The sequence below is a fragment of the Geobacillus sp. YF-1 genome (assembly GCF_052692335.1).
Window position 1 is genome coordinate 2,217,893 of the sequence record NZ_CP199850.1, and the last position, 26,475, is coordinate 2,244,367.

Below are 26,475 nucleotides of genomic sequence, written 5' to 3' on the forward strand. Positions count from 1 at the left end.
TTTTCTAGTTTACCGAAAAACCGGATGCTCGCCAACAGAGCATCCGGTTGTTGTTCCATTATGTTCCGGCGTACGAATGCAGCCCGGCGATGACGAGGTTGACCGCCACCAAATTAAACATAATAATGGCAAATCCGATGACGGCGAGCCATGCCGACTTTTCGCCGTGCCAGCCTTTTGACAAACGAAGATGCAAAAAGGCAGCGTAAAATAGCCAGGTGATCAGCGCCCACACTTCTTTCGGATCCCAGCCCCAAAAGCGAGTCCAAGCGATTTGCGCCCAAATCATGGCGAAAATGAGCGCTCCGAGCGTAAAGACTGGAAACCCGATCGCCACCGCCCGATAGCTGATCTCATCCGTTAAATCGAGGTTGACGTTTTTTACCCACGGTTGGAGCGCCGCGGCGATGCGTTTGCGCAAAAGAAGCCGAAGCGCGATGTACAACACCGTCCCTGCCATCAATGACCAAAGAACCGTGTTCAGCTTTTTGGCGTTGATGATGGCCGGCATTTCCAAAAACGGCTCCATGCGGTCGGCGCTGTCTTTGGTGAGCTTGCCTTCATGCGGGCCGACAAGCGCCGGCAGCTCGTAAATCATCTCATCCTTCTGTTTGTTTTTATCCACCCATGTAAACTTCGCTTCATAGCCGGAAAGACCAAACGCGGTCGAAACGACGACAAAGCCGAGCGTAGTAATTAAGCAAAACATGACGACTTCGAGCCAAAACGTACGCTTTGACGGTTTTGACTGATCGACGACGCGGATCAAATAAATGAGCCCGGCGACAAAGCTGATGGCCAAAATCGCTTCGCCGGCCGCCGCCGTCGTAACGTGAATGTGCAGCCAGTCGCTTTGCAAAGCGGGAATGAGCGGCGAAATTTCGCGCGGAAACATGCTCGCATAGGCGATGATGAGCAAAGCGACAGGAAGGGCAAACAGCCCGAGCACGCTCAGCCGGTAAATAAAATAAATAATAATGAACGCAGCGACCAGCATCATGCCAAAAAAGGTCGTAAACTCGAACAAGTTGCTGACCGGCGCGTGCCCGGCGGCGATCCAGCGCGTGATGAAATAGCCAAGCTGGGCAAGAAAACCAATGATCGTCACCGCGATGCCAAGCTGCGACCAGCGGTCTTTCCCTTCCCGCTCTTTCCGTCTGTCGCGAATCGAACCGCCGAAGAAAAAGGTGCCGATTAAATACAAAATGAACGCCGTATAGAGCAATGTGCTGCTAAGCTGTACCATGCGCTTGTCCCCCTTGTCCGGCTTTCTTTCCTTCCTCGAGCCGATCGGCCGGCATTGTCAAGCCGGTGCCGTCAAGCAGGCGGCGCAGCTCGTTTTTTAAGCCAAACCAGTTTTTGTTCGTATGCGCGGCGATCCATAGTTCGCCGTTGACCCGCTGCACCCAAACGCGGCGGTGGTTCCAGTACATGCCTTGGATCAGCCCAATCATGAAAATCGCCCCACCTATCCCTAAAATCCACAGCGTGAAATCGCGGCGGACGGTCAAACCGGAAACGTTGCGCGTCTCCAGCCCCGCAAACGCCATTTTGTACTTGTTGTCGCCAAACGGCTCGATCGTCTGCTGGATGGCGACAAAGCTCGTCTCCCCTTTTGGACGATCCGGAGCATACATTTTGAACACGAACGCCGGGTTGTTCGGCACGCGCGATTTTGTCGACGGGTTGCCGTCTTCGTCAAACTCGAAGTCAGGGAAATAGCTTAATAGCTTCACGCGATATCCTCGCCCTAGATCATATTCTTCTTTCGGGTTGTACAAATCGATATGGACCGTGCCGAACGACGCGCCCGATCGCTTATCGGTGAGCTGAAACGACATCGCCTTCGGTTCGCCAAGGCGGAAGTCGACCTGATAAAGCGCATAACCGTCGAATTTCAACGGCTCGTTGACGCGAATCGCGTATTCTTTGACTTTTTTCAGCTTCGGTTCAGCGCCGGCGATCACCGGACCGACGCGCTTATACAGCACGACGTTCGTTTGGTAGTTTTTCGCGATCATTCCGTTGCCGACGCGGTCAATAGCGGCGTTGAACGCTTCGTTCTCTTTCCCTTTTTGATACGTTTCAAAAATAAATTGTTCGCTTTTTAAAAAATAGCGGCCGTTTGTCCCCGGAATTTCCTTCGTTTCGCCTTCCGGAATCCACATGGCGCGGTCGATGTACATCCCCGGAACGGAACGGAGCATCGCCCCGATCAAGAAGATGATGAGGCCGATATGGTTGACGTACGGACCCCAGCGCGAAAACCGCCCTTTTTCGGCGAGCAAATGGCCGTCTTCTTCGCGGACGTGGTAGCGCTGTTTCACAAGCCGCTCTTTCAACGTCGCGATCGCGTCGTCAGGATCGTTCACCCGCGAAACGCCAAACAGCCGCTGGCGCTCGAGAAAGTGCGGATGGCGCTTCACCCCTTGCCGCTTCAAGGCGCGATACAGCGGCACGACACGGTCGAGACTGCAGATGACGAGCGAGACGCCGATCAAGGCGATGAGCAAAATGTACCACCATGAACCGTATAAATTGTTGAATCCAAGCTCGTAATACAGCTTCCCCGCCAAGCCGTACTGCTTTTCATAGTATTCGGCCGGATCGGCGTTTGGCGGAATGTACATTTGCTGCGGAAAAATCGTCCCGATCGCCGACGCGATGAGCGTGATGACAATGAGCGCGACGCCGACTTTGACCGATGAAAAAAACGCCCAAATTTGATCGATGATCGTCCGTTTGTACGTTTGCGACCGGCGCGCGCTCCCTTCGTAGCGCATGTCTAAAAGCGGCTTTTCGCCCACATCTTGAAGCGGCTTGCCGCACGATTCACAAAACGCCGTGCCGTGCGGATTCACGTGGCCGCATTCGCATTTCACCTGTTCCATGACGCAAAACTCCTTACGGTTTGATGCTTTCCAGATGCCGTCTGATGTCTTCTTTCGTCATCGTTCCGGTAATGATTTGTTTCACTTTGCCGTTTTTGTCAATTAAAAACGTCGTCGGCAACGGCCCGACATTGTACGCGTTCAACACTTGGTCTTCTTGGTCGATGACGATCGGAAACGTCAACCCAAAGCGCTCAGCAAACTTTTTGACGCTCAGCTTCGGTTCGCCGACGTTGACCGCCAACATTTCCACTCCTTGCTGCTTGTACACCGGATACCAATCGTTCATATACGGCATTTCCCGCTTACACGGCTTGCACCACGTCCCCCAAAAGTTCAAAAACACGCCTTTGCCGCGGTAATCGGAGAGGCGGTGCTTCTGTCCGTTCAAATCGGTCAACACAAAATCCGGCGCTGTCGAACCGACAGCCACCGCCGTTTTTTCGGTGAAAAAGTTGGCGTAAATCGTGTAGCCAACCGCGGCAAGCAACACGAGCAAAATCGCCGTCCTCACCACTAAGCGCTGCTGCTTTTTCATCGTTCAAACCCCTTTAATTTCTCATCCCCCACGGCATCGGCCGCAAGGATTCGACATGGAAGTTCACAATCTCCCATTTTTCATTATAGCAAAACTCGTCTCGTTTCTATGCGCGGAGATATGAACGTTATGTGACAACGTTTGTCATTTTCCTTAGCGACAGTTAGGTCCATGCGGTATCGGAACTAGCTGTGATGCGACAATTTTTATAATTTTCTTCCATGAAAGTAAGGCCCATCTAGCTGTGATGTAACAAATACTTGTCATTTTCTTCCCCCGGAAAGCGCTATCGCGCGCAACAGCTTCACCTCGTGCGGCGTCAGCTCGCGGTATTCGCCGGGGCGCAGCCCTTTTAAATCGAGAAACCCGTACCGCTCTCGCTTCAGCTTCAGCACGTCGCAGCCGATTGCCGCAAACATGCGGCGCACTTGCCGGTTCCGGCCTTCGTGAATTCGGATTTCCACGATGGCGGTGTTTTTCCTCCGGTCGGTGGAAAGCAGCTTCACTTTCGCCGGCGCCGTCATGCCGTCTTCGAGCTTCACTCCGCGCTCAAGCTGCCTGAGCTGTTCGCCTGTCGGGATGCCTTTCACCTTAGCGACGTATACTTTCTCGATCTCATAGCGCGGATGCATGAGCAAATGGGCGAAATCGCCGTCATTCGTCAACAAAAGCAAGCCGGACGTATCGTAATCGAGCCGTCCGATCGGATAAATCCGTTTGTCTAGGTCTTTAAAAAAATCGGTCACCACTTTGCGCCCCTTGTCATCTTTGACGCTCGAGATCACCCCGCGCGGCTTGTACAACAAATAGTAAACGGGCTCCTCACGCTCGACGGGAATGCCGTCGACTTCGACATCATCGCGCGGCCCGACTTTGGCGCCGAGTTCGGTGACGACGCGGCCGTTGACTTTCACCCGCCCTTGCAAGATGAGTTCTTCCGCTTTGCGCCTTGATGCGATGCCGGCGCGGGCGATCACTTTTTGCAACCGTTCCATTGTTCCTCACCTCTTTCATCATCTTACCCTTTCCGCGACATAGATACAAGCGCAGCGCTTCTCTTTTTCTTCATCACAAACGAAAAAACCCGCCGGTTTGGCGGGAAAGCGGACGCTGTCAGCGCCCGAAAACGAGCAAGACGATGAAAAAGGAAACGATCAAGCTAAGAATGTCCGCTAAAACGCCGACTTTTAACGCGTCTCCCATTTTTTTGACGCCGACGGCGCCGAAATACACCGTAAGCACGTACAGCGTCGTCTCCGTGCTTCCTTGAATCGTAGCAGCGAGGCGACCGATAAACGAATCGGGGCCGTAGGTGGCGATCAAATCGGTCGTCATGCCGAGCGCCGCCGTGCCGGAAATCGTGCGCAGAGCCGCCAGCGGAACGATTTCCGCCGGCATCCCGACCGCCTCGGCGAACGGTTCGATGGCTGCCATCAACGCATCAAGCGCCCCCGATGCCCGAAAGATCGCCACCGACACCAGCATGCCGACCAAATACGGAATAAGCGAAAACGCGATTTCGATTCCTTCTTTGCCGCCTTCGACAAACGTTTCGTAGGTCGGCACTTTCTTTGCTGTACCGTAAAGCAAAATAAAAGCGATCAGCGCCGGGATCAACCATGTGGAAAGAAGCTGGACGATGGCCATCACCGTTTCCCGCCTTTCCGCGTCCGTTTCCAGTAATAATACCGGTCGATCAATACTGCCCCGATCGTCGAAATCGTCGAGGCGACGACGGTCGTGCCGATAATTTCGCCCGGCGCCGCCGAACCGTACGTCATGCGAATCGAAATGACGGTCGCCGGAATGAGCGTAATGCTTGACGTGTTAATGGCCAAAAACGTCACCATCGACCGGCTGGCCTCATCACGGCCGCCGTTAAGCTGTTTCAGCTGTTCCATCGCCTTGATGCCCATCGGCGTCGCCGCATTGCCAAGGCCGAACATGTTCGCGACCATATTCGAAACGATGTAGCCGAGCGCCGGATGGCCGGGCGGCACCTCTGGAAATAGCCGGCGCACAATGGGCATGAACAGGCGCGCGACTTTATGAAGCAGGCCGGCCCGCTCGGCGATGGCCATCAATCCAAGCCAAAATACTAACACACTGATCATGCCGATGCTGATCGTCACCGCTTCCTTGGCGCTTTCAAACACCGCCTTGTTCACTTCTTCCATCGTGCCGTTGATCGCTGCAAAGACGATGCCGACGACCGCCATCATGACCCAAATGAGGTTAACCATCGCTTCTCACACCTAAAAAGGAAAATAAATCCCAAAACGAGTTTTCGCCGCTTTCCTCCTTCTTATGTTCGTACAGCAGCGGCGTCTCATCCACCGCTTTATCGTGCAAATAAAGCACCGCCTTTCCGACCGCCGCTGGAACGCGATCCGGATCTTCTTTCCACTCGGCGCGCGGCTTCAGCAAATACACGTTCACCCGCAATTCGTTCTCTTCCTCGCTGGTCACGGGATATTGCAAATCGCGGGCCGCGCGCAGCCGTCCTTCATAAAACGGATCGGTGATTTTGCCGATGATTCGCTTTCCGCTCACGTTCGCGATATGATAATGGGAAAACCCGTATTCGTACATCGCGATGTGGTCGTTCCAATCGTCTGGAGCGTCCAACGTGACGGCAATCAAATTGACCCCATCTTTGGACGCCGTCGTCACCAGCGTGCGATGCGCCCGCTTCGTATAGCCGGTTTTTCCGCCGGTGCAATATTCGTAAAGGCTGGTGAGCAGCTTGTTTTTATTCCGCCACACCCTTGCACCTTCCTCTCCCGGAGGGGCGGGCGCGCGATACACTTTCGTCCCGGAGATGCGGCGAAATTCGCTGTTTTTCATCGCGTATTGCATCAAGAGCGCCATGTCGTAAGCGGTCGAATAATGGTTTTCCGCGTCATCCAAGCCGTGCGGATTGGCAAACTCCGTATCGCGCATCCCGATTTCAGCCGCTTTTTTGTTCATTAAAAACACAAACCCTTCAACGCTGCCGCCGACATGTTCGGCGATCGCCACCGCCGCGTCGTTGCCGGAGCGAAGCATCAATCCGTACACTAAATCGCGCAGCTTGATTTTTTCCCCTTGACGCAAGTAAATCGACGACCCTTCCGTTCGAACGGCGCGGGCGCTGACCGTGACGAGGTCATCCATTTTTCCTGACTCAATCGCTAAAACGGCGGTCATAATTTTCGTAATGCTGGCAATGCGCCGCTTTGTATAGGCGTCTTTGGCAAACAAAACCCGTCCGGAATGCTGCTCCATTAAAATCGCGCTTTTCGCGCTCACCCCGTTCATCGCATCCATCCGCCCCGGGATCAATGCGATGATCCCCGCAGCGAGGGCCATCAAAGCTATGAGCCGCTTCCATTTGTCCACGCGTATCGGCGAGGCTCCCCCTTCGGCGAGCGAGGGAAACCGCCTGTCCCCCTTTCCAAGTTGGGCTGACATGAGCGCGAGCGAGGAAAACCGTTGAAACGTCCAAGCCGTGCTTGGTACAAGTGTATGCGGGGCGCGGACAAATATGATGAAAAAATAGCGGCAGACCAAAAAGGGTGTCTACCGTGCAGATCGGGACCACCTATCGCGTGACAGAAGCGGTCAGTACGATATGAAAGAGGGTGTCCCATCCTTTTGGAACACCCTCCCTGTTTGGACATCCGGTTAAAACGGCGGCCAGCGCAGCTTCTGAGCCTCAGCAAAGCGCGCTTCGACATTGCGCCAATTCACCACATTCCACCAATTGGCAATATACGCCGCCCGGTCGTTTTTATATTGCAAATAATACGCATGTTCCCAAACGTCGAGCACAAGAAGCGGAATCACATCCCATTGCGCCATCAGCTGGTGTTTTTCCGCCTGCAAAATTTCAAGCCGATGCGCTCGCGGCGCCCAAACGAGCAGCGCCCAGCCAACCCCTTCCGCGCTTTTGGCCGCTTCGGTGAAATGGCGGCGAAAGGCAGCGAAACTGCCGAAATCGCGCTCGATTTGCGCCCGCAGTTCCCCGCGCGGCTCGCCGCCGCCGTTCGGATCCATATTATACCAAAAAATAGTATGCAAATAGTGGCCGGAACCGTGGAACGCCGCCTCCCGCTCCCAATGCTTGAGCAGCTCAAATCGGTTCGTGCGGCGCGCCTCGGCCATCATCCGCTCCGCTTGATTCAGGCCGTCGATGTAGCTTTGATGGTGTTTCGTATGGTGCAGGCGCATGATTTCTTCGGAAATATGAGGTTCAAGCGCATCATACTTGTACGGCAGCGGCGGCAAAACATGTTTGCCGGGAGGAACGGCCGGCTGTCGTTCGCGCCCGAGAGAGTCCAATGATGAATCGAGACATCCGGTCTGCTGTTCCCCGGCAGCCGCCGCCCGCGCGTTCGCTTCTTCCCTCTCATCGACAAGCGTTGATCGCTGTTCATCCTCCCGTTCGCCGTCCACCTCCGTCCGCGCTTCGGCCACGGTCACCCCCGCTGTCTGGGCAGCGGCTAGCCCCACCGCTTGCCCTTGTTCGCCGGACGGCGCACCAATGAGACGGACGGCCCGCTCGTACACCTCATCGACAAGCTGCTGCAGCGCAGCGATCGTTTCTTCGGTCCATGCATCATCGTGTTGGTCAATGTAAGCAGACAAGGCGGAAAGCCCGATATCCTCGGCAGCCCCGCGCAACGCCAGCGCCTGCTCCACCTGTTTTCCCCACTCGGCCGCCTCGAAGGCGTAATGGCGGAGCGCCGCCGCATACACCGCATCGGCGCGGCGCTGGAGCTCGCGAACCTCCTCTTTTGTCCACGCCCCGTCATGTTCGGCGATTACGGACAGCAGCGCCGCGACTCCCTCCGTGCTTGCCCCGCGCAACGCCAGCGCCTGCCTGACTTGTTCTCCCCATTCGCTCAACTCGGCCACATACTGGGCCAAAAACGTTTGATCGTCCATTTGGAAAAAACCTCCCCCTCTTTTTTCGCCATATCGTATGCCGGCTCATTGAAATCGTTCTTGTCCGCATTCACCCAAATTCCCGGCCACACATACCTATAGGAGCGAGGCAACAAACAAAGACACCGCAAGCAAAGGAGGGAGAAACAGAACCGCCGCCCAGCGGTTCTGTGAACGAATGAACAAACCACTTGAACAAGAGGCGCTTTTTGAACTCCGTTTTTGGATGCAAATTCTCGGCGACCATTGCCGGTTCATTCTTGAGGCGCTCGCGGAAAGCGAACAACCTGAAATCAATGAGGCGAAACAGCTGCAGCGCTTATTCGACGAACTGCTTGACGCCGCTCGTCAGCCGGAAGCGGTTGCCGCGTGGCCGACGCTCGTCGCTCGCGGAAAAGAGGCGGGCGAGCGGCTGCGGGCTTTCAAGCTTCATTTGCTGCGGCGCCATTTGACCGGTTCATTCCGCTTTTCCTTGCCGCCGACCTTTGTCAACCATATGGTAAACGAGCTCGATGAATGGCTGCGGCTAGCCAACAGTTACGTCCAACAAACGCGGCCGCCACGCGTCCACCCGCTTCATCACGATTTGCTTTGGTTGCTTGACGCCGCCGGCCATGCCGGAGCGATCCATGACCGGCTCGACCATACGGAAAAACAGTGGAAACAACAAAGCCATATGTTTACGAAAGAATGGGAGGCATTTTACTTAAAAGCCATTGAAATGGCCGGCTACTTGCGGGCTAACATTCACCAATTCCCGGCGCTCTCCCGCTTCCACCATCAAATCGAACTCGAGATGGCCATCTTCCAACGCTTTTTGCATGAGCTCGAAGAAATGGAATTGCAAGGGGAAGTGCTTGGCGTGCTGTCGCCGCTCATGGCCGACCATATGGCCCGTGAAGAGTGCTACTACTTACAAAAACTTGCGGAAACGACCGGTGAAGTGAAACCGCCAACGTGCGATCCGACCAAACCGCGAACCGAATAACTGGCGGCAACCGTTTCTCCAGCGGCTCGGTTAGACAGAAAAAAAGAGCGGTTCGCAAACGAAAACGAAAGCGCACGCTCTCACGTCAAACGGAACGTTTCTCTCCGGTCAAACCAAAAAGCCGCGCTGCTCACTCCGGCAGGCGGCTGCGGCCGGTGGCCGCCCATTCACTCACGAGCGCCTGCAGCGCTTCGTTAGGAACCGCGGCGAAATAGCGGCACAGTTCAGCTTCATCATGGATGTACACCCGTTTGCGCCGCCGATACGCCGGGTTTTGCCACAGGCAGACGAGGGCGACAAGATCGCGCAAATAGATGTCGCGTCCATTCGCGACAAACAGCGGATCGCCTTCATACGGCAACAGCTCGAGCAGCGCCGTCTCGAAATGGCGCAAATACAAAACCGACAGCGTTCGCTCTTCGCCACCGTCCGAATAAGTGACTTCCGAGCGATTGAAGTAGTCTTCAAACGTATTCGCCTGTGATTTTTCCAGCTCTTCACCGTGCAGGCGGCAAACGTCCATGAGCGCTCCCCTTCCTCGATCAGATGTTTTTCTTTATTTTACCATACGGCTATGGTTCATCGCTCCATTGTTCTGTCAATTTTTCAAAAAACAAATCCGCCTCCCGCTCCGGCTCGTGATCGTCCGCCCATTCCGGCAGCGGCGGCAGCTCCTCGAGCGTTTTCAACCCGAAATAATCGAGAAATTCGGCCGTTGTTCCATACAAAATCGGGCGCCCTGTTCCTTCCGCGCGCCCGACTTCTTTAATGAGCGCCCGCGCCATCAGCGTCTGCAGCGGCTTGTCGCTTTTCACCCCGCGAATCTCCTCAATTTCAGCGCGCGTAATCGGCTGGCGGTAGGCGATAATGGCCAGCGTTTCGAGCGCGGCCTGCGACAGCGGCGATGCACCCGGAGCTTCGACAAGCCTCTTTAAATAAGGGGCGTGCTCTTTTTTTGTCGCCAGCAAGAATACGCCCCCCAGTTCGATGAGTTGGATGCCGCGCTCTTCGCGCTCGCAGTCTTCTTGCAGCTTCGCGAGCACCGCTTTCGCCTCCGCCTCGTCGATTTCGAGCACGGCGGCGATTTGGGCGAGCGACAACCCTTCATCGCCGGCGGCGAACAAGAGCGCCTCCACAATCGCTTGCGCCGCTGGCTGTGAGCCAGCCGTCCCCGTTTTTCCTGCTTCTTTTTCTTCCATCACTCGTCCGTCGCGTCCGGCCGTCGAGCCGGCGCAACCTCCTCCTTTCCCGTTGTTTGCGCTCCGTCATCACCTAGCGGCGTTGCCCCCATCCGGTGCGGTCTCGCCTGCAGCCGTAAACAGAAAGCGACGGATGGGCGTCTCAGCCGCTCGGCCTAGCCGCGAGAAACAAATCGCTGAAATTTCGCTCTTGTTCCACAATGATTTCGTTTTGCTTAATCAGCTCCAAAACGGCTAGAAACGTCACCACGATATAAGCGCGGTCATAGACGGGAAATAAATCATAAAAGTTTTTCCGCCCGTTCGTCTCTCGCAGCTCCTGCAAAATCTCTGCCATTCGCTTTTCAACAGAAAGATCTTGGCGGGCGATTTTGGCCCGCAGCGGTTTTTGCAGCTTCTTGCGGCGCAGCAGTTTTGACAGGGCGCCAAGCATATCATACACGTTCACATCGAGCGGCGCCGCCTTTTTTTCATCGGCATAAGCGCTCAAGTCGCTCGGCGGTTTCGTAAACAAGAGCGCCCGCTCTTCTTCGCGCTGTTTCAGCGCACGCGCCGCTTCTTTAAACTTTTTATATTCGAGCAGCCGCTGCATCAGTTCTTCGCGCGGATCCACGTCGTCGGTAAACTCCAGTTCGCCGTCGCCAGCCTCCTCTTCCGGCGCCGGCAGCAACATTTTGCTTTTTAGGGCGAGCAGTGTGGCCGCCATGACCAGATATTCGCTAGCCATGTCCAACTCCAGCTCTTGCATGGCGTGAATGTACGCCATATACTGCTCGGTGATTTGCGCCACAGGGATGTTATAAATATCAATTTCATAACGATGAATCAAATGCAAAAGCAAATCGAGCGGCCCTTCAAAAGCTTCAATTTTCACATTGTATGACAATTGCACATCCATCCCACCATTTTTTTCGGCGCGCCGCCTCAGCGGCTTCCGTACGTACAGCCCATTTTATTGTATCATAATCAGGCGGCGGGGCGAGCAGAAATCGGTTGCTTTTTTGCCCTCGGCAGCGATGCGGCGTATAATGAAAGAAAAACGGCGCCCGCGCTCCCCGGCTGAACGAGGGAAGGCGAAGGCGGCGATGGGGAAAGGAACGGTGAGGCGTGTACCCGAAAGCGTATATCGACTATTTGGTCCATTTTCACGGCGACCGCGATTATTTTGAATGTCATGAAGTACTAGAAGAACAATGGAAGCGAGACGGACGGCCAAACGGATGGCTCGTGCTCATTCAAATCGCCGTCGCCTTCTACCATTATCGGCGCGGCAACATGTCGGGGGCGCTCCGCCTCATTCGACGAGCGCAGGCGTTGCTTGAGGAGGCCCGCGGAATGATGCGCCAACTCGGCCTCGATGATCAGGCGCTCGAAGCGCTCCTTGGCGACACCGCCGCGCGAATCGTCCGCGGCGAACCATACCGAAGCGTCGAGCTTCCGATTCGCGACCGCTCGCTTTACGAGCAATGCCTCGCCGCCTGCGCCAAACAGCAGCTCGCTTGGGGGCAGCCAAGCGACCTTGGCAACGTCGATGTGGTCAACAAACATCAGCGTCGTGACCGTTCGGGCATTCTCGCTGAGCGCGAACGAAAAAAACGGGCGAAAGCGGAGGGGAAATAGATGCCCCTCCGCTGCCCGCAGCCGCGCCGCACTCGTTCCCTTATTCATGGCAGGCGTTGCATTTATCCAAAAACGAAGCCGTCCACTCGTTCGCACACAGTCGACGGTCAGGATACGTCTCTTTCAACGCTTTGACCATCTGCTTTCCAATCCCTTGGTGGCGGTGCGATGGGTTGACGCTAATGTGCTGAATTTCCACCACATCGGGAGCGCGCAACAGAACGCCAATCAGGCCGACGATATCCTCGTCCTCTTTCCATAAAAACAGCTGCCAGTCATCGTTCGTCTCATACTGTTTGATCGTCTGCTGGAGCCGTTTCAAGTCCTTTTCCGTCGGCATAAACGACAGCAACCCCATGGCGATTTTCTCGTAGTTTTTTCGATAGCGGATGAACATAAAAATCCCTCATTATCGACAAACGTGCTTCCGAACAGGAAACGTTTTTGTCATTTTCTCTATACGTATTATAAACATTCTCACCGATATTGTGAACCGTTTCCTGCTTTTTTACGCAAATGCCCGCAACACGTTTGCCATTTCGATGGCCGACACGGCCGCTTCCCAGCCTTTATTGCCTGCCTTGGTGCCGGCCCGCTCGATCGCCTGCTCGATCGTGTCGGTCGTCAAAACGCCGAAAATGACCGGGACGCCGCTCGCAAGCGCGGCCTGAGAAACGCCTTTGGCCGCTTCACTGCAGACGTAGTCAAAATGGCTCGTGGCGCCGCGGATGACGGCGCCAAGCGTAATGACGGCGTCGAACTGCTTCGATTCGGCCAGTTTTTTCGCCACAAGCGGAATCTCAAACGCGCCCGGCACCCAGGCGACGGTGATGTCATGATCGCTGACGCCGTGTCGCGTCAAACCGTCAATCGCCCCGGACAACAGCTTGCCGGTGATGAATTCGTTAAAGCGTGCAACGACGATGGCGATTTTCAATCCTGTACCAACGAGATGGCCTTCAATGACGTTCATCATTCGTTCCCCTTTCATCTAAAAATGAAGCATATGTCCTAATTTTTCGTATTTCGTGCGCAAATACTGTTCGTTTTCCTTTTTCGGTGGCATCTCGAGCGGCACACGTTCGACGACCTCGAGCCCGTGCCCTTTTAAGCCCGCGATTTTGCGCGGGTTATTCGTGAGCAGACGCATTTTCGTCACGCCGAGGTCTTTCAACATTTGCGCCCCGATGCCGTAATCGCGCAAATCGGCCGGGAAGCCGAGCTTTTCGTTCGCTTCGACCGTGTCATAGCCTTGCTCCTGCAGCTTGTAGGCGCGCAGCTTGTTCATGAGGCCGATGCCGCGCCCCTCTTGGCGCATGTACAGCAACACTCCGCGCCCTTCCGCCTCGATTTGCCGAAGCGCCGCGTGCAGCTGCGGTCCGCAATCGCACCGGTAAGAGCCGAACACATCGCCCGTTAAGCATTCGGAATGGACGCGCACGAGAATCGGCTCGTCCGGGGTGATCTCTCCTTTGACAAGCGCCACATGCTCTTTTCCGTCGAGCACATTCGTATAACCGATGGCGCGGAATTCGCCAAATTCGGTCGGCAGCCAGATGTCCACTTCGCGCTTGACAAGCTTTTCCCGCTCGCTCCGATAGGCGATCAAGTCTTTGATCGTGATCATCTTCAAGCCAAACTGGTCAGCCATCTGCCGCAAATCGGGAACGCGCGCCATCGTTCCGTCTTCTTTAATGATTTCGCAGATGACGCCGGCCGGCGCCGCCCCGCACAGCCGGGCCAAGTCAACAGCCGCTTCCGTATGGCCGGCGCGCCGCAGCACGCCGCCTTTTTTCGCAATGAGCGGAAAAATATGGCCTGGCCGCTTGAAATCGCTCGCTTTGACATTCGGGTCAAGCAGCGCCTGAATCGTCGCCGCCCGCTCATGAGCGCTAATGCCGGTCGTTGTCGTTTTGTAGTCGATGCTCACCGTAAACGCCGTGCCGTGCGCATCGGTGTTATGGGCAACCATCGGCTCTAAGCCGAGGCGTTCCGCCAACTCTTCCGTGATCGGCACGCAGACGAGCCCGCGACCGTGCGTAATCATAAAATTAATGATATCCGGCGTCACCTTTTCGGCCAGCGCGACAAAATCCCCTTCGTTTTCCCGGTCTTCATCGTCGCAGACGATGATCACTTCTCCGTTGGCAAGCGCGGTCAGTGCCGCTGCGATGGAATCAAACATCAGCCCAGTGCCCCCCCTTTTTCCGGCTTATTTGTACCCGTGCTGCTCTAAAAAGTCAACCGTCAACCCGCGCGCTGGCGGCGCTGCTTTGGCGGCAAGAAAAGCGGCGACATATTTGCCAATCATGTCGCACTCAATATTGACGAGGTCGCCGGGCCGCTTTTCACCTAAAATGGTGGCCGCCCGTGTATGAGGGATCAGCGAAACGGTGAACGTGCGCTCGCTCAACCCGAAAATGGTCAAACTTGTGCCATCGACCGCCACCGATCCTTTCTCCATCATATACGCGCGCAGTGGAGCCGGCACTTCGATTTCATAATAAACCGCGTTCGCTTTCGGCCACTGGCGAATGATGCGTCCGACGCCGTCCACGTGCCCGCTGACGAAATGGCCGCCAAACCGCCCGTTGGCCGCCATCGCTCGCTCCAAGTTCACCTTCGATCCGGGCTTTAGCGTCTTCAGCGCCGTCGCTTTCACCGTCTCCGGCATGATGTCAACCGTAAACCGGCGATCGTCAAACGATGTGACGGTGAGACAGACGCCATTGACAGCGATGCTGTCGCCAAGTTGCACATCTTCAAGCACCCGCTTGGCGCTGATGGCCATGACGATGGCGTCCCCGGTTGCGTTCATCCGATCGATCGTGCCGATCTCTTCGATGATGCCGGTAAACATCACGCTTCCTCCTTTCGCTTCGGAACAGCGGCGATTTTCACGTCCGGACCGATCCTTTCGACCCGCCGGATGTCAAGCTCGAGCGCTTCGGCGAGACGCGGGAAGCCGAGGCCGCCGATCGGCGTAGGGGCATCCTGCCCGCCGATCAGCTTCGGGGCTATGTAGGCCACCACTTCATTGACCGCTCCCGCGCGGAGAAAGCTGTCATGGACGCGCGAACCGCCTTCCACAAACAGCGACATCACCTTCTGTTCGCCGAGCAAGCGAAGCACATCGCCGACCTCCACTCGATCGGTCGGCAGCGACACGACGCGCACGCCCCGACGCTCGTATGCCGCCGCTTTTTCCCGACTGGCGCCTCGGCCGGCGATGATCCACGTCTCCGCCTCACGGTCGGTGACGACGTGGGCGTCAAGCGGCGTGCGCAAGCGGGTGTCCAAAATAATGCGCAGCGGGTTTTTCCGCTGTTCCCCGATGCGAACGGTGAGCTTTGGGTTGTCCGCGATCACGGTGTTGACGCCGACCAAAATGGCGTCATGCTGGGCGCGGAGACGATGGACATCCTCACGGGCCGCGCTCGATGTGATCCATTGGCTTTCCCCTGTCGCCGTCGCGATTTTGCCGTCGAGGCTGCACGCGTATTTCAGCGTCACAAACGGCGTCTTTGTCGCAATGGAATGGAAAAACATCCGGTTGAGTTCATCCGCTTCTTCTTTTAAGATGCCAACGTCGACGTGAATGCCCGCTTGGCGCAGCTTGTCAATTCCTTTTCCCGCCACAAGCGGATTCGGATCGGTCGTGGCGACGACGACGCGCCGGACGCCGGCTTCGATAAGCAAATCGGCGCACGGCGGCGTTTTGCCGTAATGGCTGCACGGCTCCAGCGTCACATACACCGTGGCGCCGCGCGCTTTGTCGCCGGCCATACGAATCGCATGCACTTCGGCGTGCGGCTGTCCGGCTTTCAAATGGGCGCCAAGCCCGACCACTTCCCCGCCGTTGACGACAACCGCGCCGACAAGCGGGTTCGGCGATGTTTGTCCGCTGCCGGCTTTCGCGACATTCAACGCCAAGCGCATGTAATCTTCGTCTCGATACACGGCTTTCACCTTTTTCTTTCGCAAAAATAAAAATCCCCGGAACGACTCCGGGGCTTTGGGATGCGAGAGAATGAGTCATGATGCGCATAACAGCGAACAAAACATTCGTTCGCCTCCTATGGCTGCACGTGCCGTCTAGACACCGTTGCCCTGTTGGCCGCCGAGGGCTGCCCGCTTTCGGCACAGCGCCATCAGCCACCATGCGCACATCGCCATCCTTCTCCCATCCAGACTATACTGTCGGCTCCGGAATCGCACCGGATCGTGCCAATCAGGCTCGCGGGCTGAGAGGCGCATCGCCTCATCACCGCCGGTCGGGAATTTCACCCTGCCCCGAAGGATGCATCACCATGCTGTTTTTATTATACCATGTCAGCTTCCAAGCGTCATCATTTGACAATCCAAATCCAATACGCCGCCCCCCATAACAGGCTGGCCGCTACCAATAGGAAAAACAGCCGCCAGTTGTTGCGCCTTGTCCGCTCATCGTCCCCCGCCGGCCGCTTATTGTTCGTCAAACACTTTCACTTCCTTCATCACATCGCCGTTTTTCATCGCCTTGACAACGTCCAGCCCAGACGTTACTTGGCCGAAGACGGTATGCATCCCATCGAGGTGCGGCTGCGACTCATGAACGATGAAAAACTGGCAGCTCCCGGTGTCGCGGCCGCGGTGCGCCATCGAAATCGCCCCGGCGACATGGCGGTGCGGATTGTTGTCCGTCTCGCACGGAATCGTATAGCCGGCATCGCCCGTCCCGTTGCCGCGCGGGCAGCCCCCTTGGCTGACGAACCCGGGGATGACGCGGTGGAAGGTTAATCCGTCATAAAATCCTTCATTCGCTAATTTTTCAAAATTGGCCACCGTCACCGGCGCCTCATTCGGAAACAGTTCGAATTCAATTTTCCCGCCGTTTTCCATCAAAATATACCCTTTTTTCGCCATGATGCTTTCGCTCCTTTGCTTGTGCCTCAATCGCTTCTATCATACCATGGATGATTGGGAGAAAGAAAGTCAAAGACAAAAACGGCGGGGATGCGATATAATGATGGTGCATGTTCCATGAACAGGAGGCGAGCTAGGTGAAACGAATGATCGCTTCATCGCTGCTGGCGGTTATCATGCTGATGTTGCCGGCGATCGCCGCGGCCGATGCGGCACCGGGCGACGTCATTGTGACGCTCGGCGAAAATTTAACAAGCGACCAAAAGCAAAAAGTGCTTGAAGAAATGAAAGCGCCGGATGGGGCGCAAACGATCACTGTCTCGAACGCCGAAGAGCATAAATATTTGGGCGGGCTCATCCCGAAAGCCCAAATCGGGACGCGCGCCATTTCTTCGTCCATGATCACGATTCGCGAACCCGGCTCAGGGCTGCGTGTTGAAACCCACAACATCACATGGGTGACGAAAGAGATGTATACGAACGCCTTGATTACCGCCGGGGTGAAAGACGCCGACATTTACATCACCGCTCCGTTTCCCGTTTCCGGCACCGCGGCGCTGACCGGATTGATGAAGGCGTATGAAATTTCCTCGGACCAAGCCATCCCTGATGATGTCAAAAAAGTGGCGAACGAGGAAATGGTGCAAACGGCGAAGCTGGCTGATTCGATCGGTCCGGACAAGGCGGTCGCTTTGCTGGCAAAAATCAAAGAAGAAATGGCCGCCAATCCGCCGCAAACGGACGCCGATTTGCGGGCTCTGATCGAAAAAATCGCCGCTGACCTCGGCATTACGCTGAGCGAGAATGAAATCAACAGCCTTATGTCTCTCCTTCATAAAATGCAAAACGCCAATATCAACTGGGATCAAGTCAATGACCAGCTGAGCAAAGCGAAAGAACAGCTGTCGGCGTTTTTGCAGTCGAAAGAAGGAAAAACGTTCATTCAAAACGTGATCGACATCTTGAAAGAGATTTGGAACGCGATTAAATCAGCATTTTCCTCGAGCTCCAGCCAAGATCAGCAATGAAAATCGGCGCCCGCAAGGACAACGGGCGCCGATCGGTTGTCAAGGCCGCTTCCCAAACCGGCGGCCTTCACTTTTTCACTTTCGTTTTCCAAGGCAAATCATACTGAATCAAATCGTCATACGTCTCCCGCTTCACAACGAGCTGGGCATCGCCGTTTTCAACAAAGACGACAGCCGGGCGCGGCAGGCGATTGTAGTTGTTCGCCATCGAATAGCCGTACGCTCCCGTGCAAAAAACGGCTAAATAATCGCCCGGTTTCGCTTCCGGGAGCGCCAAATCCCAAATGAGCATATCGCCTGACTCGCAGCACTTTCCGGCAATGGATACGACTTCCGTCCGCTCTCCCCACATCCGGTTGGCGAGCATCGCTTCGTATTTCGCCCCATACAGCGCCGGGCGAATGTTGTCGCTCATGCCACCATCAACGGCCACGTACGTTCGGACGTTCGGCACGTCTTTGCGCGAGCCGATCGTATAAATCGTTGTGCCGGCATCGCCGACAAGCGAGCGCCCCGGCTCAATCCAAATTTCCGGAAGCGGCAGCCCGTATTCGCGGGCTTGTTTTTTCGCTTCCTCAACGATGCAATCGACGTACATCGCCACGGGAATCGGATCATCCTCTTCGGTATAGCGAATGCCGAATCCCCCGCCTAGGTTGACCACTTCGGGGACGAAACGGTGCTCGCGATTCCACTCGGCCAGCTTGGCAAACACTTTTTGCGTCGCGAGCACAAATCCGGCGGTTTCAAAAATTTGCGAGCCGATATGGCAATGGACGCCCAACAGCCGAAACGCCTTCGCCGACATCACGCGCCGAAACGCCTGATCAGCTTGTCCATTGTGCAAATCAAAACCAAACTTCGAGTCCTCTTGTCCTGTTAAAATATAGTCATGGGTATGCGCTTCAACTCCCGGCGTGACGCGCAGCAAAATCGGCACCGTTCGACCGGAGGCCTCTGCCAGCTCTTCGATCAACTCCAACTCGTAAAAATTGTCGACGACGATGCAGCCGATGCCGGATTCGAGCGCCATCGCCAGCTCCTCCCGGCTTTTGTTATTGCCGTGAAAATGGATGCGCTCCGGCGGAAATCCGGCGACAAGCGCTGTATGCAATTCCCCGCCCGACACGACGTCAAGCGACAGCCCTTCCTCGGCGGCGAGCTGCACCATGGCGATGGAAGAAAACGCCTTGCTGGCGTAAGCGACCTGCGCCCGCACGCCATGGCGGCGGAACGCTTCCTGAAACGCGCGCGCCCGGGCGCGGATCAAAGCAACATCATAAATGTAAAGCGGCGTGCCGTACGTCTCAGCTAGTTCGACGACATCGACGCCGCCGATTTCCAAATGTCCTTTTTCATTGACGCGGCTTGTTCCATGCAAAAACACGACCATCCCTCATTCCTCATCAAAATGGCGCACGAAAAGCCAAAAGCCGTTGGCCGCCGACAGCGGCCCTGAAAAAACAAAACCGCAGAGCAACCGGCTCTGCCGCGCACTAGGCTGCGATTCGAACATGCCCGTTGGCGCGTTCGCGCCAAAACGAACGTCCGCTTCACCGCTCGGAAAAGGCGGTAAATATCAAATATTACGTTATCATAATGACAAAAAAGTTGCAATAGCGCCAACAGCGAAAAAGCGGCCGCCCATCTATGCCATCGGGAGCGGCCGCCGGATAAAGGGGCGCGGGATCACGTCGGTTGTTTTTGCCGGTCCTGCGGATGGACGATGCTCGGACGCACTTTCGCCCCGGCGGCGGAACGGCGGACGATAATTTGCATAAACGCTGCCGGATCGAACGGAATGAACGGCCATAAATACGGGGTATTGAGCGAGCGAATGCTGACGAGCCAAAGCAAATAAACGGTCGTGCCGATGACGAGCCCCGGCACGTGAAACAGCGCGACAAAAATAACGAGAACAAGCCGGGAAATTTTATTGGCGACACTCAATTCGTAGCTCGGCGTCGCAAAGGAGCCGATCGCGGCCACCGCGACGTACAAAATGACTTCGGGCACAAACAAGCCGACATCGATAGCAATTTGCCCGATGAGGACGGCGGCGATTAAGCCCATAGCCGTTGAGAGCGGCGTCGGCGTGTGGATGGCGGCCATGCGCAGAAATTCGATCCCAAAATCGGCCAACAAAATTTGCACGACAATCGGGATGTTCGTTTGTTTGTTCGGGCCGATAAACGCCCACGATTTCGGCAACAGCGACGGATCTAAAACGAACAGCACCCACAGCGGCAGCAGAAACAGCGACGACAAAATACCTAAAAACCGCACCCAGCGGACAAACGTTCCGACCCCCGGCGACTGCCGATACTCTTCGGCGTGCTGGACATGGTGGAAAAACGTCGTCGGCGTAATGATGACGCTTGGCGATGTATCGACCATAATGAGCACATGCCCTTCAAGCAAATGCGTCGCCGCCACATCAGGACGCTCCGTGTACCGGACGAGCGGATAGGGGTTGTAGCCTTGCTTGACTAAAAACTCTTCAACCGTTTTGTCGCCCATGGTCAAGCCATCAACATGGATTTGTTGAAGCTCTTTTTTGATCAGCTCAACCAGCCCGGGATCGGCGATATCTTGAATATAGGCGATGCATACGTCTGTTTTCGATCGCTCACCGACTTGCAACATTTCAAAGCGCAGCCGCTCGTCGCGGATGCGTCGGCGGGTGAGCGCCGTATTGACGATAATGTTCTCGACATAGCCGTCGCGGGCGCCGCGCACCACTTTTTCCGTGTCCGGCTCCTGCGGCTGCCGGCCCGGATAGCTGCGGACGTCGACGGCAAACCCGGTTGATTCCCCTTCGACAAGGACGATGATCAGCCCGGAAAGCAGCTTATCGACGGCCTCATCGAGGCTCATCACCGGGCTCACTTGCTGATGGACAAGCCGATTTTCAATGATTTTCCACGCTTGCGATTCTTGCCGTTCATCATCGTTGACGCGCACGATTTGCTTCAATAATTCGATGATGTATTGCGTGTCACATAAACCGTTGCAGTAATAAATATGTACTTCCCGGTTTAAGACACGAATTTTTCGCACGCCTAAATCAAAGCTTGTGCCGACGCCGATTCGCGCCTGCAAAAACTTGGCATTGTCAATGAGATTGCCCGCTATCGGCGTCTTCTTTTTTTCTTTTTCCGTCATGGCCACCACTCCTTTCAAGAATCAACTCAACCGCTTTGCGCGTAATGGGTGCCCCATGTTCGGCACGGTCGCGGCGCCCCATTTTTCCGATGTCGCCGATGCCGACAATCAGCGGGATGTTCAGCTGGTCAAGACAGTAGACGGTATCGCCGTTGATGCGGCCCACATCCAAATCGCGGATCCCTTCTTTATCGACCCCGTATTCGGTCATCACGCCGTCGCGGTCGATGCTCACATGCACCTTTGTCCATTCGTGCTGATGCGTGTTGGACGCAACCGCCAGCGCGCCAAGCACCTCGATTTGCTCGTGCGTCGCCACATAGCGAAGCGCCTCTTCGCCCGCTCCCTGGCCGATGGCGCCACAGTCGTCAAACATCACAAACACCGGATCGTGCGGCGTCTGCAAAATCAGCTTGACGAGCTCCTCGCCGCTCAACTTGGTCGGATTGCCTCGCGAGCAAGAGATGCAGCGGCCGCCGACGTCGGCGGCGACCCGTTCGATCGCCCGGCAGGCGAATTCGTCTCCGTCCGTCACTAAAATGACCCGTCGTTTTTCCATCGTCTCTACCCTTTCGGTTTGCAAATAAGCGCAGCGGCAAACGAACCCGCCACCATAAAAGCGAGCAACGCGCCAGCGAAGCGGAAGACGGCTCCCCCGGTCGCGACAAGTCCGCTTGGCGGCGGCCCGGCCATGACGCCTTTCGCGAAAACGTAGCCCAACCCGCTTAACGGCAACATCGCCCCCGCGCCGACCGAAGCGACCCATCGATCGTATACGCCGCCAAACCCGAGGATGACGCCGAGGACGACCAACAGGCTGGCCACCCCGGCCGGCGTCCATCGGCCGCGGTCGATCATAAGCTGGGCGATGACGCATACAAGCCCGCCGGCCAGAAACGCGCGGACATATTCCATCTCACATTCCCCCCGATCGTGGCCCATCCGGCTCTTGCCCGGCCGCTTCGATGACGACGCCGTGAGCGATAGCCGGGATCGACTGTTTTTGCTGCACCATCGTTTGGCTCAACAGCGCCCCGGTCGCGACGACAAACAGACGGCGAAACGCGCCGCGGGCAAGTTCATGAAGCAAATAGCCGTACGTGACAACGGCCGAGCACGCACAGCCGCTGCCGCCGGCGAACACCTTTTGATCCGGCCGGTAGATCATCAGCCCGCAATCGTTGTACATCTCGCTGACGTCATAGCCCGCTTCGGCAAGCAGCTCCCGAACGATGACGCTGCCAACGCGCGACAAGTCGCCGGTGACAATCAAGTCGTAATCGCTTGGCGATGCGCCTAAGTCGCGGAAATGCTGCTCGATCGTATCGGCCGCAGCCGGAGCCATCGCCGCTCCCATATCGAGCGGATTGGTCAGCCCGGCATCGATCACTTTGCCGATCGTCGCCGCCCGGATGCGCCAGCGCCCCGGGGTGCGCCCGATGAGCGCCGCGCCGGCACCGGTGACCGTAAACGTCGCCGTTTTCGGCTTTTGCACTCCGAGTTCGGTCGGATAGCGAAACTGCCGTTCAGCCGTGGCGTTATGACTGCTTGTCGCCGTGAGCGCCCGATCGGCCAATCCGCCGGCAACCAACGCGGCGGCGGCGGCCAACGTCTGCATCGAAGTGGAGCAGGCGCCAAACAAACATAAAAACGGAATCGGCAGCTCGCGAGCGACATAGTTGGATGTAGCCTGTTGGTTCAACAAATCGCCGGCCAAAAACAGATCGACCTCTTCAGCGGAAACGCCCGCCTTTTGCAAGCAGCGGCCGACCGCCTCCCGCATCAGCCGCCGTTCGGCCAGCTCCCACGTCTTTTCCCCGCAATATAGGTCGCGATAACAAATATCAAAATACTTTCCGAGCGGCCCATCCGCTTCCAACGGCCCGACCGCCGCCGCGGCCGCTTGAATGTAGACTCCTTCATCAAACAACCACGTCTGTTTTCCGACGCGCTTCATGGCGATCCCCTCTTTCCTACGGCCAGAACAGACCGAGCACATAGGCGGCAATCACTCCATAAATGATCGCCGCGCCGCCAGCTTTCAACATCTGCCCGCCCACCCCGGCCATCCACCCTTCGCTCCGGTGCTCGATGGCGGCGCTAGCCAGCGCATTGGCGAGCCCGGTAAGAAGCATCGTCGCCCCCGCGCCGGCGAATTGGCTAATGTCATCATATTTTCCGACAGCGGTCAGTCCGATCGCCAATCCAGCCATGACGATCGACGCCCATAAATGGGCCTCGAGCGCTGAAGCGGCAAACGTACCGCTGTACCAATCAGCCAGCCATTGCGCCAGCGCGCAAAGCGTCCCGCCGACAAGAAACGCTTTTCCCGCATTGGCCGCGTACGGGGGAGAAGGTTGGAACGCTTTGACTTCACGGAGATAATCGGTTCTCAATCCCACGTTTTCGTCCCCCTTTGTCAGCGAAAATGATCGACAAAATATAGCCAGTGAAACAAAGAGCCCGCCACCTTGCCAAAGGCGATGGCCATCAATAAAGCGACGATTCTCTCATCGACCCCGATTCGTTTCGCTAAAATCGGCCAAACGTTCAGCACTTCGGTGAGCGCGGCGGCGAGCATTCCGACAAATATGCCGTGCAGAAGCCCAATCGGCGCCAGCCAATAGTTGGACAAATGGAAAACCGAATGGCGAAGGCTCACCCAACCGCCGACGAGGGCGCCAAACACCGCGCCCCATTCATAAGCGTGAATGCGCTTCATCGTTTTCGTCAGCTGCGTCAGGCGCGGGATGACGCCAAGCACGACCAAAAAGGCGACAAAGCCGGTTCCGACCGCCAACCCTCCAGCGAAGCCGACGAACACTACCAGCAGCACGTCAAGCATCGTCAAGCGGCTTCAAACTTTCCTTGTTTTCATGCAAAATGACATACTGGTCAATGGCCTGCTGGTAGTTGAACATTTCGACTTCCAGAGGGCTGGGCTCCTCGTTGATGCGTTTGCGGAACCAATGGTTAAAAAACAAAATCATCCCGATGCCAAGCCCTAGCGAATATGGAATTTGCAAAAGAAGCGGCTTATCCACCGTCTGACCGGTGATCATTTCATACAAATGGCGATGCACCCGTTGCATGCTCACATCTTCGTGGAAATTCATAATCGCCATCGCCGAACCGACGAACAGAAGAAGCCAAACGAGCAGGAACACGACGAACGGAACTTTTCGCTTTTCATACACGACTTCGACGATCGTCTGCGATGGGCCAACCATCTGCACGTCGAGTGATTCATCGACATCGAGCACGGCCTTGACCATTTGCATCATGTCGATAATGACGATCGTTTTATCGCTTGGCTGCACCCGGTAGAGCGGGACCGCCCGCAGCCGCTCGACGAGTTCGCCATCCGCCGCAGCGATTTGTGCCGCTTGTCCGAGCGTGACCGCCGCCCCCGGCTCGACTTGCACGCGATGGCGCGGCTTAATGAATACGGTGTTGGCCATTTGCTTCACACCTTTGTCTTTTTTTCATTAGTTTGGTGGACAGTCAAGCCGATCATGCGGTTCGGCCGCATTCACCATCGATTTCATAAAAATAGAAAAGAATGGGCAGCGAAGGCCCATTCTTTCATCAAGCACGCTTCTAGCCATCCATTTTCTCTTTGATGTGCTGTAAGATTTTTTTCTCCAGCCGGGATACTTGCACTTGAGAGATGCCGAGTCTTGCTGCCACTTCGGACTGGGTTTGATCTTTGTAGTAGCGCAAATAGACGATGAGCCGCTCGCGCTCATCAAGCTCTTCGATCGCTTTTTTCAAAGCGATTTTGTCAAACCATGACGCCTCGTCATCGTTGGCGATTTGATCGAGCAGCGTGATCGGGTCGCCGTCGTTTTCGTACACCGTTTCATGAATCGACGTCGGCGAGCGGACGGCCTCTTGAGCGAGGACAACCTCTTCTTTGGCAATGCCCAAATGATCGGCGATTTCGGTGACCGTCGGCGCCCGTCCGCGCGCTTTTGACAGCTCGTCTTTGGCCTTGCGGATTTTATTGCCCATCTCTTTCAGCGAGCGGCTCACTTTGACGGTGCCGTCATCGCGAAGAAAACGCTGAATCTCCCCGATGATCATCGGCACGGCGTACGTCGAAAACTTGACGTCATACGACAAATCAAATTTGTCGACCGATTTTAACAAGCCGATGCAGCCGATTTGGAACAAGTCGTCGGCCTCATAGCCGCGATTTAAAAAACGTTGGACGACCGACCAGACGAGGCGCATGTTTTTCTCAATAATTTCATCGCGCGCTTCTTGATCGCCTGCTTGGCTGCGGCGGATCAGCTCCTTCATCTCCTGGTCTTTGATTGGCGACTGATCTTGCTTGACATCGACATCCATAGGCATGTCTCCCTCAGTTACATAGCGCTTGGCTTTTGGCAATATGCTTTTTCAAATACACGGTCGTCCCTTTGTTCACTTCCGATTCAATGATGACTTCGTCCATAAAGTTCTCCATAATGGTAAATCCCATTCCGGAACGCTCTAGTTCCGGTTTGGTCGTAAACAGCGGCTGGCGCGCCTCATCAATATTGGCGATGCCGACCCCTTCGTCCCTCACGGTCAAATGGACGATGCCGTCTTCAATAATGACGGAAATAGAGACAATGCCGTTCGGGTCGTTGTTATAGCCATGGATAATGGCGTTGGTGACCGCCTCTGAGACGACCGTTTTGATTTCCGTCAACTCGTCCATCGTTGGATCGAGCTGGGCGACGAACGCCGCCACCGTCACCCGGGCAAACGATTCGTTTTCGCTGCGCGCGGAAAATTGGAGGTGCATTTCGTTGCGCATTTACGCCACCCCCAATGCCTGCAAAGCAAATTGCTCATCCGCTTCCAAGCGAATAATTTTAAATAGTCCCGACATATCAAACAGGCGCTTGACGGCCGGCGACACCGCGCAGACGACCATCTGACCGCCCATGTTTTTGATCTGTTTGTAGCGTCCTAAAATGACGCCAAGACCTGAGCTGTCCATAAATGTCAACTGACCTAAATTGAGCACGATATGGCGGATGCCCTGGTTTTCGAGCACATCCGTCACTTGTTCGCGCAACGCTTCGGCCGTATGATGGTCAAGCTCCCCGGACAGGCGAACGATCAGCACGTCTTGTTTCACTTCTAAGTCAATCGCGAGACTCACAGCGTCTTCCTCCTTGTCCATTTCAGGATACGGAGAAGTTTCGCTGCCCGCGCT

The 26,475-nt window shown here is 55.8% G+C and carries 32 protein-coding genes and 1 riboswitch; of the genes, 3 read left to right on the forward strand and 29 right to left on the reverse strand.

Annotated features, from left to right (window positions below; all coding sequences use genetic code 11):
* Positions 1 to 58 precede the first annotated feature (58 nt).
* From ccsB to ACTVIM_RS10980, 8 genes are all read right to left on the reverse strand, one after another.
* On the reverse strand, positions 59 to 1,246 hold the full coding sequence (ccsB, locus tag ACTVIM_RS10945; protein WP_445612613.1) for a c-type cytochrome biogenesis protein CcsB: 1,188 nt from the start codon (positions 1,244 to 1,246) through the stop codon (positions 59 to 61).
* Complete coding sequence (locus tag ACTVIM_RS10950) at positions 1,233 to 2,891, reverse strand: cytochrome c biogenesis protein ResB (RefSeq protein WP_445612614.1); 1,659 nt, start codon at positions 2,889 to 2,891, stop codon at positions 1,233 to 1,235. Before ACTVIM_RS10950 ends, ccsB begins: the two co-directional genes overlap by 14 nt.
* Positions 2,892 to 2,904: 13 nt before the next feature.
* Positions 2,905 to 3,429 (reverse strand): thiol-disulfide oxidoreductase ResA, encoded by a 525-nt coding sequence (gene resA / locus ACTVIM_RS10955; protein WP_445612615.1) that lies wholly within the window; start codon positions 3,427 to 3,429, stop codon positions 2,905 to 2,907.
* 263 nt (positions 3,430 to 3,692) lie between these two features.
* Complete coding sequence (locus ACTVIM_RS10960) at positions 3,693 to 4,424, reverse strand: pseudouridine synthase (protein WP_144975199.1); 732 nt, start codon at positions 4,422 to 4,424, stop codon at positions 3,693 to 3,695.
* 118 nt (positions 4,425 to 4,542) lie between these two features.
* Complete coding sequence (locus ACTVIM_RS10965) at positions 4,543 to 5,076, reverse strand: spore maturation protein (RefSeq protein WP_033021081.1); 534 nt, start codon at positions 5,074 to 5,076, stop codon at positions 4,543 to 4,545.
* Positions 5,076 to 5,672 (reverse strand): nucleoside recognition domain-containing protein, encoded by a 597-nt coding sequence (locus ACTVIM_RS10970; RefSeq protein WP_033021080.1) that lies wholly within the window; start codon positions 5,670 to 5,672, stop codon positions 5,076 to 5,078. Before ACTVIM_RS10970 ends, ACTVIM_RS10965 begins: the two co-directional genes overlap by 1 nt.
* Positions 5,665 to 6,810 carry a D-alanyl-D-alanine carboxypeptidase family protein gene (locus ACTVIM_RS10975; RefSeq protein ID WP_445612616.1) on the reverse strand — a complete coding sequence of 382 codons (1,146 nt, stop codon included), beginning with the start codon at positions 6,808 to 6,810 and terminating at the stop codon, positions 5,665 to 5,667. The genes ACTVIM_RS10970 and ACTVIM_RS10975 overlap by 8 nt, the downstream gene beginning before the upstream one ends.
* Before the next feature lie 285 nt (positions 6,811 to 7,095).
* Positions 7,096 to 8,358 carry a superoxide dismutase gene (locus ACTVIM_RS10980; RefSeq protein ID WP_445612617.1) on the reverse strand — a complete coding sequence of 421 codons (1,263 nt, stop codon included), beginning with the start codon at positions 8,356 to 8,358 and terminating at the stop codon, positions 7,096 to 7,098.
* Positions 8,359 to 8,536: 178 nt separating this feature from the next.
* Between ACTVIM_RS10980 and ACTVIM_RS10985 the strand changes: the two genes are divergently transcribed.
* Complete coding sequence (locus tag ACTVIM_RS10985; RefSeq protein WP_445612618.1) at positions 8,537 to 9,346, forward strand: DUF2935 domain-containing protein; 810 nt, start codon at positions 8,537 to 8,539, stop codon at positions 9,344 to 9,346.
* A 130-nt stretch (positions 9,347 to 9,476) separates the two neighbouring features.
* Here the strand turns inward: ACTVIM_RS10985 and ACTVIM_RS10990 are convergent, their stop codons facing one another.
* From ACTVIM_RS10990 to ACTVIM_RS11000, 3 genes are all read right to left on the reverse strand, one after another.
* A complete protein-coding gene (locus tag ACTVIM_RS10990; protein ID WP_033844102.1) occupies positions 9,477 to 9,869 on the reverse strand; it encodes a hypothetical protein in 393 nt (130 codons plus the stop codon).
* Positions 9,870 to 9,918: 49 nt separating this feature from the next.
* A complete protein-coding gene (scpB, locus tag ACTVIM_RS10995; protein WP_033023497.1) occupies positions 9,919 to 10,545 on the reverse strand; it encodes an SMC-Scp complex subunit ScpB in 627 nt (208 codons plus the stop codon).
* 142 nt (positions 10,546 to 10,687) lie between these two features.
* Positions 10,688 to 11,443: a segregation/condensation protein A gene (locus ACTVIM_RS11000; protein WP_033023498.1), complete on the reverse strand. Its 756-nt coding sequence runs from the start codon at positions 11,441 to 11,443 to the stop codon at positions 10,688 to 10,690.
* A gap of 209 nt (positions 11,444 to 11,652) precedes the next feature.
* Between ACTVIM_RS11000 and ACTVIM_RS11005 the strand changes: the two genes are divergently transcribed.
* The gene (locus tag ACTVIM_RS11005; protein ID WP_445612619.1) at positions 11,653 to 12,165 is read left to right on the forward strand and encodes a DUF309 domain-containing protein; all 513 of its coding nucleotides are present in this window, start codon (positions 11,653 to 11,655) and stop codon (positions 12,163 to 12,165) included.
* Positions 12,166 to 12,205: 40 nt separating this feature from the next.
* Here the strand turns inward: ACTVIM_RS11005 and ACTVIM_RS11010 are convergent, their stop codons facing one another.
* The 7 genes from ACTVIM_RS11010 to ACTVIM_RS11040 all read right to left on the reverse strand — a co-directional run bounded on the left by ACTVIM_RS11010 (position 12,206) and on the right by ACTVIM_RS11040 (position 17,070).
* Positions 12,206 to 12,562: a GNAT family N-acetyltransferase gene (locus tag ACTVIM_RS11010; RefSeq protein ID WP_033023503.1), complete on the reverse strand. Its 357-nt coding sequence runs from the start codon at positions 12,560 to 12,562 to the stop codon at positions 12,206 to 12,208.
* Between the two features lie 111 nt (positions 12,563 to 12,673).
* Complete coding sequence (ribH, locus tag ACTVIM_RS11015; RefSeq protein WP_033023504.1) at positions 12,674 to 13,138, reverse strand: 6,7-dimethyl-8-ribityllumazine synthase; 465 nt, start codon at positions 13,136 to 13,138, stop codon at positions 12,674 to 12,676.
* An 18-nt stretch (positions 13,139 to 13,156) separates the two neighbouring features.
* Positions 13,157 to 14,350, reverse strand: a complete 1,194-nt coding sequence (locus ACTVIM_RS11020) for a bifunctional 3,4-dihydroxy-2-butanone-4-phosphate synthase/GTP cyclohydrolase II (RefSeq protein WP_033023505.1) — start codon at positions 14,348 to 14,350, stop codon at positions 13,157 to 13,159.
* Positions 14,351 to 14,377: 27 nt separating this feature from the next.
* Entirely contained in the window at positions 14,378 to 15,025 is a 648-nt protein-coding gene (ribE, locus tag ACTVIM_RS11025; RefSeq protein ID WP_445612620.1) for a riboflavin synthase, read from the reverse strand.
* The gene (ribD, locus tag ACTVIM_RS11030; RefSeq protein WP_081917083.1) at positions 15,025 to 16,125 is read right to left on the reverse strand and encodes a bifunctional diaminohydroxyphosphoribosylaminopyrimidine deaminase/5-amino-6-(5-phosphoribosylamino)uracil reductase RibD; all 1,101 of its coding nucleotides are present in this window, start codon (positions 16,123 to 16,125) and stop codon (positions 15,025 to 15,027) included. The genes ribE and ribD overlap by 1 nt, the downstream gene beginning before the upstream one ends.
* 211 nt (positions 16,126 to 16,336) lie before the next feature.
* Positions 16,337 to 16,470: riboswitch (FMN riboswitch) on the reverse strand.
* 44 nt (positions 16,471 to 16,514) lie between these two features.
* Positions 16,515 to 16,643: a hypothetical protein gene (locus ACTVIM_RS11035; RefSeq protein ID WP_255358730.1), complete on the reverse strand. Its 129-nt coding sequence runs from the start codon at positions 16,641 to 16,643 to the stop codon at positions 16,515 to 16,517.
* Positions 16,630 to 17,070 (reverse strand): peptidylprolyl isomerase, encoded by a 441-nt coding sequence (locus tag ACTVIM_RS11040; protein ID WP_445612621.1) that lies wholly within the window; start codon positions 17,068 to 17,070, stop codon positions 16,630 to 16,632. The genes ACTVIM_RS11035 and ACTVIM_RS11040 overlap by 14 nt, the downstream gene beginning before the upstream one ends.
* 137 nt (positions 17,071 to 17,207) lie before the next feature.
* Here ACTVIM_RS11040 and ACTVIM_RS11045 point away from each other — a divergent pair, with 137 nt between their 5' ends.
* Complete coding sequence (locus ACTVIM_RS11045; protein ID WP_445612622.1) at positions 17,208 to 18,098, forward strand: DUF1002 domain-containing protein; 891 nt, start codon at positions 17,208 to 17,210, stop codon at positions 18,096 to 18,098.
* A 67-nt stretch (positions 18,099 to 18,165) separates the two neighbouring features.
* Here ACTVIM_RS11045 and lysA read toward each other — a convergent pair whose 3' ends face one another.
* The 11 genes from lysA to spoIIAA form a co-directional block, all read right to left on the reverse strand.
* Positions 18,166 to 19,485: a diaminopimelate decarboxylase gene (gene lysA, locus ACTVIM_RS11050; RefSeq protein ID WP_445614349.1), complete on the reverse strand. Its 1,320-nt coding sequence runs from the start codon at positions 19,483 to 19,485 to the stop codon at positions 18,166 to 18,168.
* A 302-nt stretch (positions 19,486 to 19,787) separates the two neighbouring features.
* Positions 19,788 to 21,263, reverse strand: coding sequence for a spore germination protein (locus ACTVIM_RS11055; RefSeq protein ID WP_445612623.1), 1,476 nt, complete (start codon positions 21,261 to 21,263; stop codon positions 19,788 to 19,790).
* Positions 21,214 to 21,822, reverse strand: coding sequence for a stage V sporulation protein AE (locus ACTVIM_RS11060; protein ID WP_445612624.1), 609 nt, complete (start codon positions 21,820 to 21,822; stop codon positions 21,214 to 21,216). The genes ACTVIM_RS11055 and ACTVIM_RS11060 overlap by 50 nt, the downstream gene beginning before the upstream one ends.
* Positions 21,823 to 21,827: 5 nt before the next feature.
* A complete protein-coding gene (locus ACTVIM_RS11065; protein WP_445612625.1) occupies positions 21,828 to 22,178 on the reverse strand; it encodes a SpoVA/SpoVAEb family sporulation membrane protein in 351 nt (116 codons plus the stop codon).
* A 1-nt stretch (position 22,179) separates the two neighbouring features.
* Positions 22,180 to 23,220, reverse strand: coding sequence for a stage V sporulation protein AD (gene spoVAD, locus ACTVIM_RS11070; protein ID WP_033023514.1), 1,041 nt, complete (start codon positions 23,218 to 23,220; stop codon positions 22,180 to 22,182).
* Positions 23,221 to 23,236: 16 nt separating this feature from the next.
* Positions 23,237 to 23,665: a SpoVA/SpoVAEb family sporulation membrane protein gene (locus tag ACTVIM_RS11075; protein WP_445612626.1), complete on the reverse strand. Its 429-nt coding sequence runs from the start codon at positions 23,663 to 23,665 to the stop codon at positions 23,237 to 23,239.
* 17 nt (positions 23,666 to 23,682) lie between these two features.
* On the reverse strand, positions 23,683 to 24,108 hold the full coding sequence (locus ACTVIM_RS11080) for a stage V sporulation protein AB (protein ID WP_445614350.1): 426 nt from the start codon (positions 24,106 to 24,108) through the stop codon (positions 23,683 to 23,685).
* Complete coding sequence (locus ACTVIM_RS11085) at positions 24,101 to 24,724, reverse strand: stage V sporulation protein AA (protein WP_445612627.1); 624 nt, start codon at positions 24,722 to 24,724, stop codon at positions 24,101 to 24,103. Before ACTVIM_RS11085 ends, ACTVIM_RS11080 begins: the two co-directional genes overlap by 8 nt.
* A gap of 139 nt (positions 24,725 to 24,863) precedes the next feature.
* Positions 24,864 to 25,616 carry an RNA polymerase sporulation sigma factor SigF gene (gene sigF, locus ACTVIM_RS11090; RefSeq protein WP_445612628.1) on the reverse strand — a complete coding sequence of 251 codons (753 nt, stop codon included), beginning with the start codon at positions 25,614 to 25,616 and terminating at the stop codon, positions 24,864 to 24,866.
* A gap of 13 nt (positions 25,617 to 25,629) precedes the next feature.
* The gene (gene spoIIAB / locus ACTVIM_RS11095) at positions 25,630 to 26,070 is read right to left on the reverse strand and encodes an anti-sigma F factor (RefSeq protein WP_033023524.1); all 441 of its coding nucleotides are present in this window, start codon (positions 26,068 to 26,070) and stop codon (positions 25,630 to 25,632) included.
* A complete protein-coding gene (gene spoIIAA / locus ACTVIM_RS11100) occupies positions 26,071 to 26,421 on the reverse strand; it encodes an anti-sigma F factor antagonist (RefSeq protein WP_033023525.1) in 351 nt (116 codons plus the stop codon).
* Positions 26,422 to 26,475: the final 54 nt, after the last annotated feature.

Excerpts from the sequence above, each read along its gene's own strand:
- ccsB (WP_445612613.1), bottom strand. The coding sequence starts at position 1,246 with ATGGTACAGCTTAGCAGCACATTGCTCTATACGGCGTTCATTTTGTAT.
- ACTVIM_RS10950 (WP_445612614.1), bottom strand. The coding sequence starts at position 2,891 with ATGGAACAGGTGAAATGCGAATGCGGCCACGTGAATCCGCACGGCACG.
- resA (WP_445612615.1), bottom strand. The coding sequence starts at position 3,429 with ATGAAAAAGCAGCAGCGCTTAGTGGTGAGGACGGCGATTTTGCTCGTG.
- ACTVIM_RS10960 (WP_144975199.1), bottom strand. The coding sequence starts at position 4,424 with ATGGAACGGTTGCAAAAAGTGATCGCCCGCGCCGGCATCGCATCAAGG.
- ACTVIM_RS10965 (WP_033021081.1), bottom strand. The coding sequence starts at position 5,076 with ATGGCCATCGTCCAGCTTCTTTCCACATGGTTGATCCCGGCGCTGATC.
- ACTVIM_RS10970 (WP_033021080.1), bottom strand. The coding sequence starts at position 5,672 with ATGGTTAACCTCATTTGGGTCATGATGGCGGTCGTCGGCATCGTCTTT.
- ACTVIM_RS10980 (WP_445612617.1), bottom strand. The coding sequence starts at position 8,358 with ATGGACGATCAAACGTTTTTGGCCCAGTATGTGGCCGAGTTGAGCGAA.
- ACTVIM_RS10985 (WP_445612618.1), top strand. The coding sequence starts at position 8,537 with ATGAACAAACCACTTGAACAAGAGGCGCTTTTTGAACTCCGTTTTTGG.
- ACTVIM_RS10990 (WP_033844102.1), bottom strand. The coding sequence starts at position 9,869 with ATGGACGTTTGCCGCCTGCACGGTGAAGAGCTGGAAAAATCACAGGCG.
- scpB (WP_033023497.1), bottom strand. The coding sequence starts at position 10,545 with ATGGAAGAAAAAGAAGCAGGAAAAACGGGGACGGCTGGCTCACAGCCA.
- ACTVIM_RS11000 (WP_033023498.1), bottom strand. The coding sequence starts at position 11,443 with ATGGATGTGCAATTGTCATACAATGTGAAAATTGAAGCTTTTGAAGGG.
- ACTVIM_RS11010 (WP_033023503.1), bottom strand. The coding sequence starts at position 12,562 with ATGTTCATCCGCTATCGAAAAAACTACGAGAAAATCGCCATGGGGTTG.
- ribH (WP_033023504.1), bottom strand. The coding sequence starts at position 13,138 with ATGAACGTCATTGAAGGCCATCTCGTTGGTACAGGATTGAAAATCGCC.
- ACTVIM_RS11020 (WP_033023505.1), bottom strand. The coding sequence starts at position 14,350 with ATGTTTGATTCCATCGCAGCGGCACTGACCGCGCTTGCCAACGGAGAA.
- ribE (WP_445612620.1), bottom strand. The coding sequence starts at position 15,025 with ATGTTTACCGGCATCATCGAAGAGATCGGCACGATCGATCGGATGAAC.
- ACTVIM_RS11040 (WP_445612621.1), bottom strand. The coding sequence starts at position 17,070 with ATGGCGAAAAAAGGGTATATTTTGATGGAAAACGGCGGGAAAATTGAA.
- ACTVIM_RS11055 (WP_445612623.1), bottom strand. The coding sequence starts at position 21,263 with ATGACGGAAAAAGAAAAAAAGAAGACGCCGATAGCGGGCAATCTCATT.
- ACTVIM_RS11060 (WP_445612624.1), bottom strand. The coding sequence starts at position 21,822 with ATGGAAAAACGACGGGTCATTTTAGTGACGGACGGAGACGAATTCGCC.
- ACTVIM_RS11065 (WP_445612625.1), bottom strand. The coding sequence starts at position 22,178 with ATGGAATATGTCCGCGCGTTTCTGGCCGGCGGGCTTGTATGCGTCATC.
- spoVAD (WP_033023514.1), bottom strand. The coding sequence starts at position 23,220 with ATGAAGCGCGTCGGAAAACAGACGTGGTTGTTTGATGAAGGAGTCTAC.
- ACTVIM_RS11080 (WP_445614350.1), bottom strand. The coding sequence starts at position 24,108 with ATGCTTGACGTGCTGCTGGTAGTGTTCGTCGGCTTCGCTGGAGGGTTG.
- ACTVIM_RS11085 (WP_445612627.1), bottom strand. The coding sequence starts at position 24,724 with ATGGCCAACACCGTATTCATTAAGCCGCGCCATCGCGTGCAAGTCGAG.
- sigF (WP_445612628.1), bottom strand. The coding sequence starts at position 25,616 with ATGGATGTCGATGTCAAGCAAGATCAGTCGCCAATCAAAGACCAGGAG.
- spoIIAB (WP_033023524.1), bottom strand. The coding sequence starts at position 26,070 with ATGCGCAACGAAATGCACCTCCAATTTTCCGCGCGCAGCGAAAACGAA.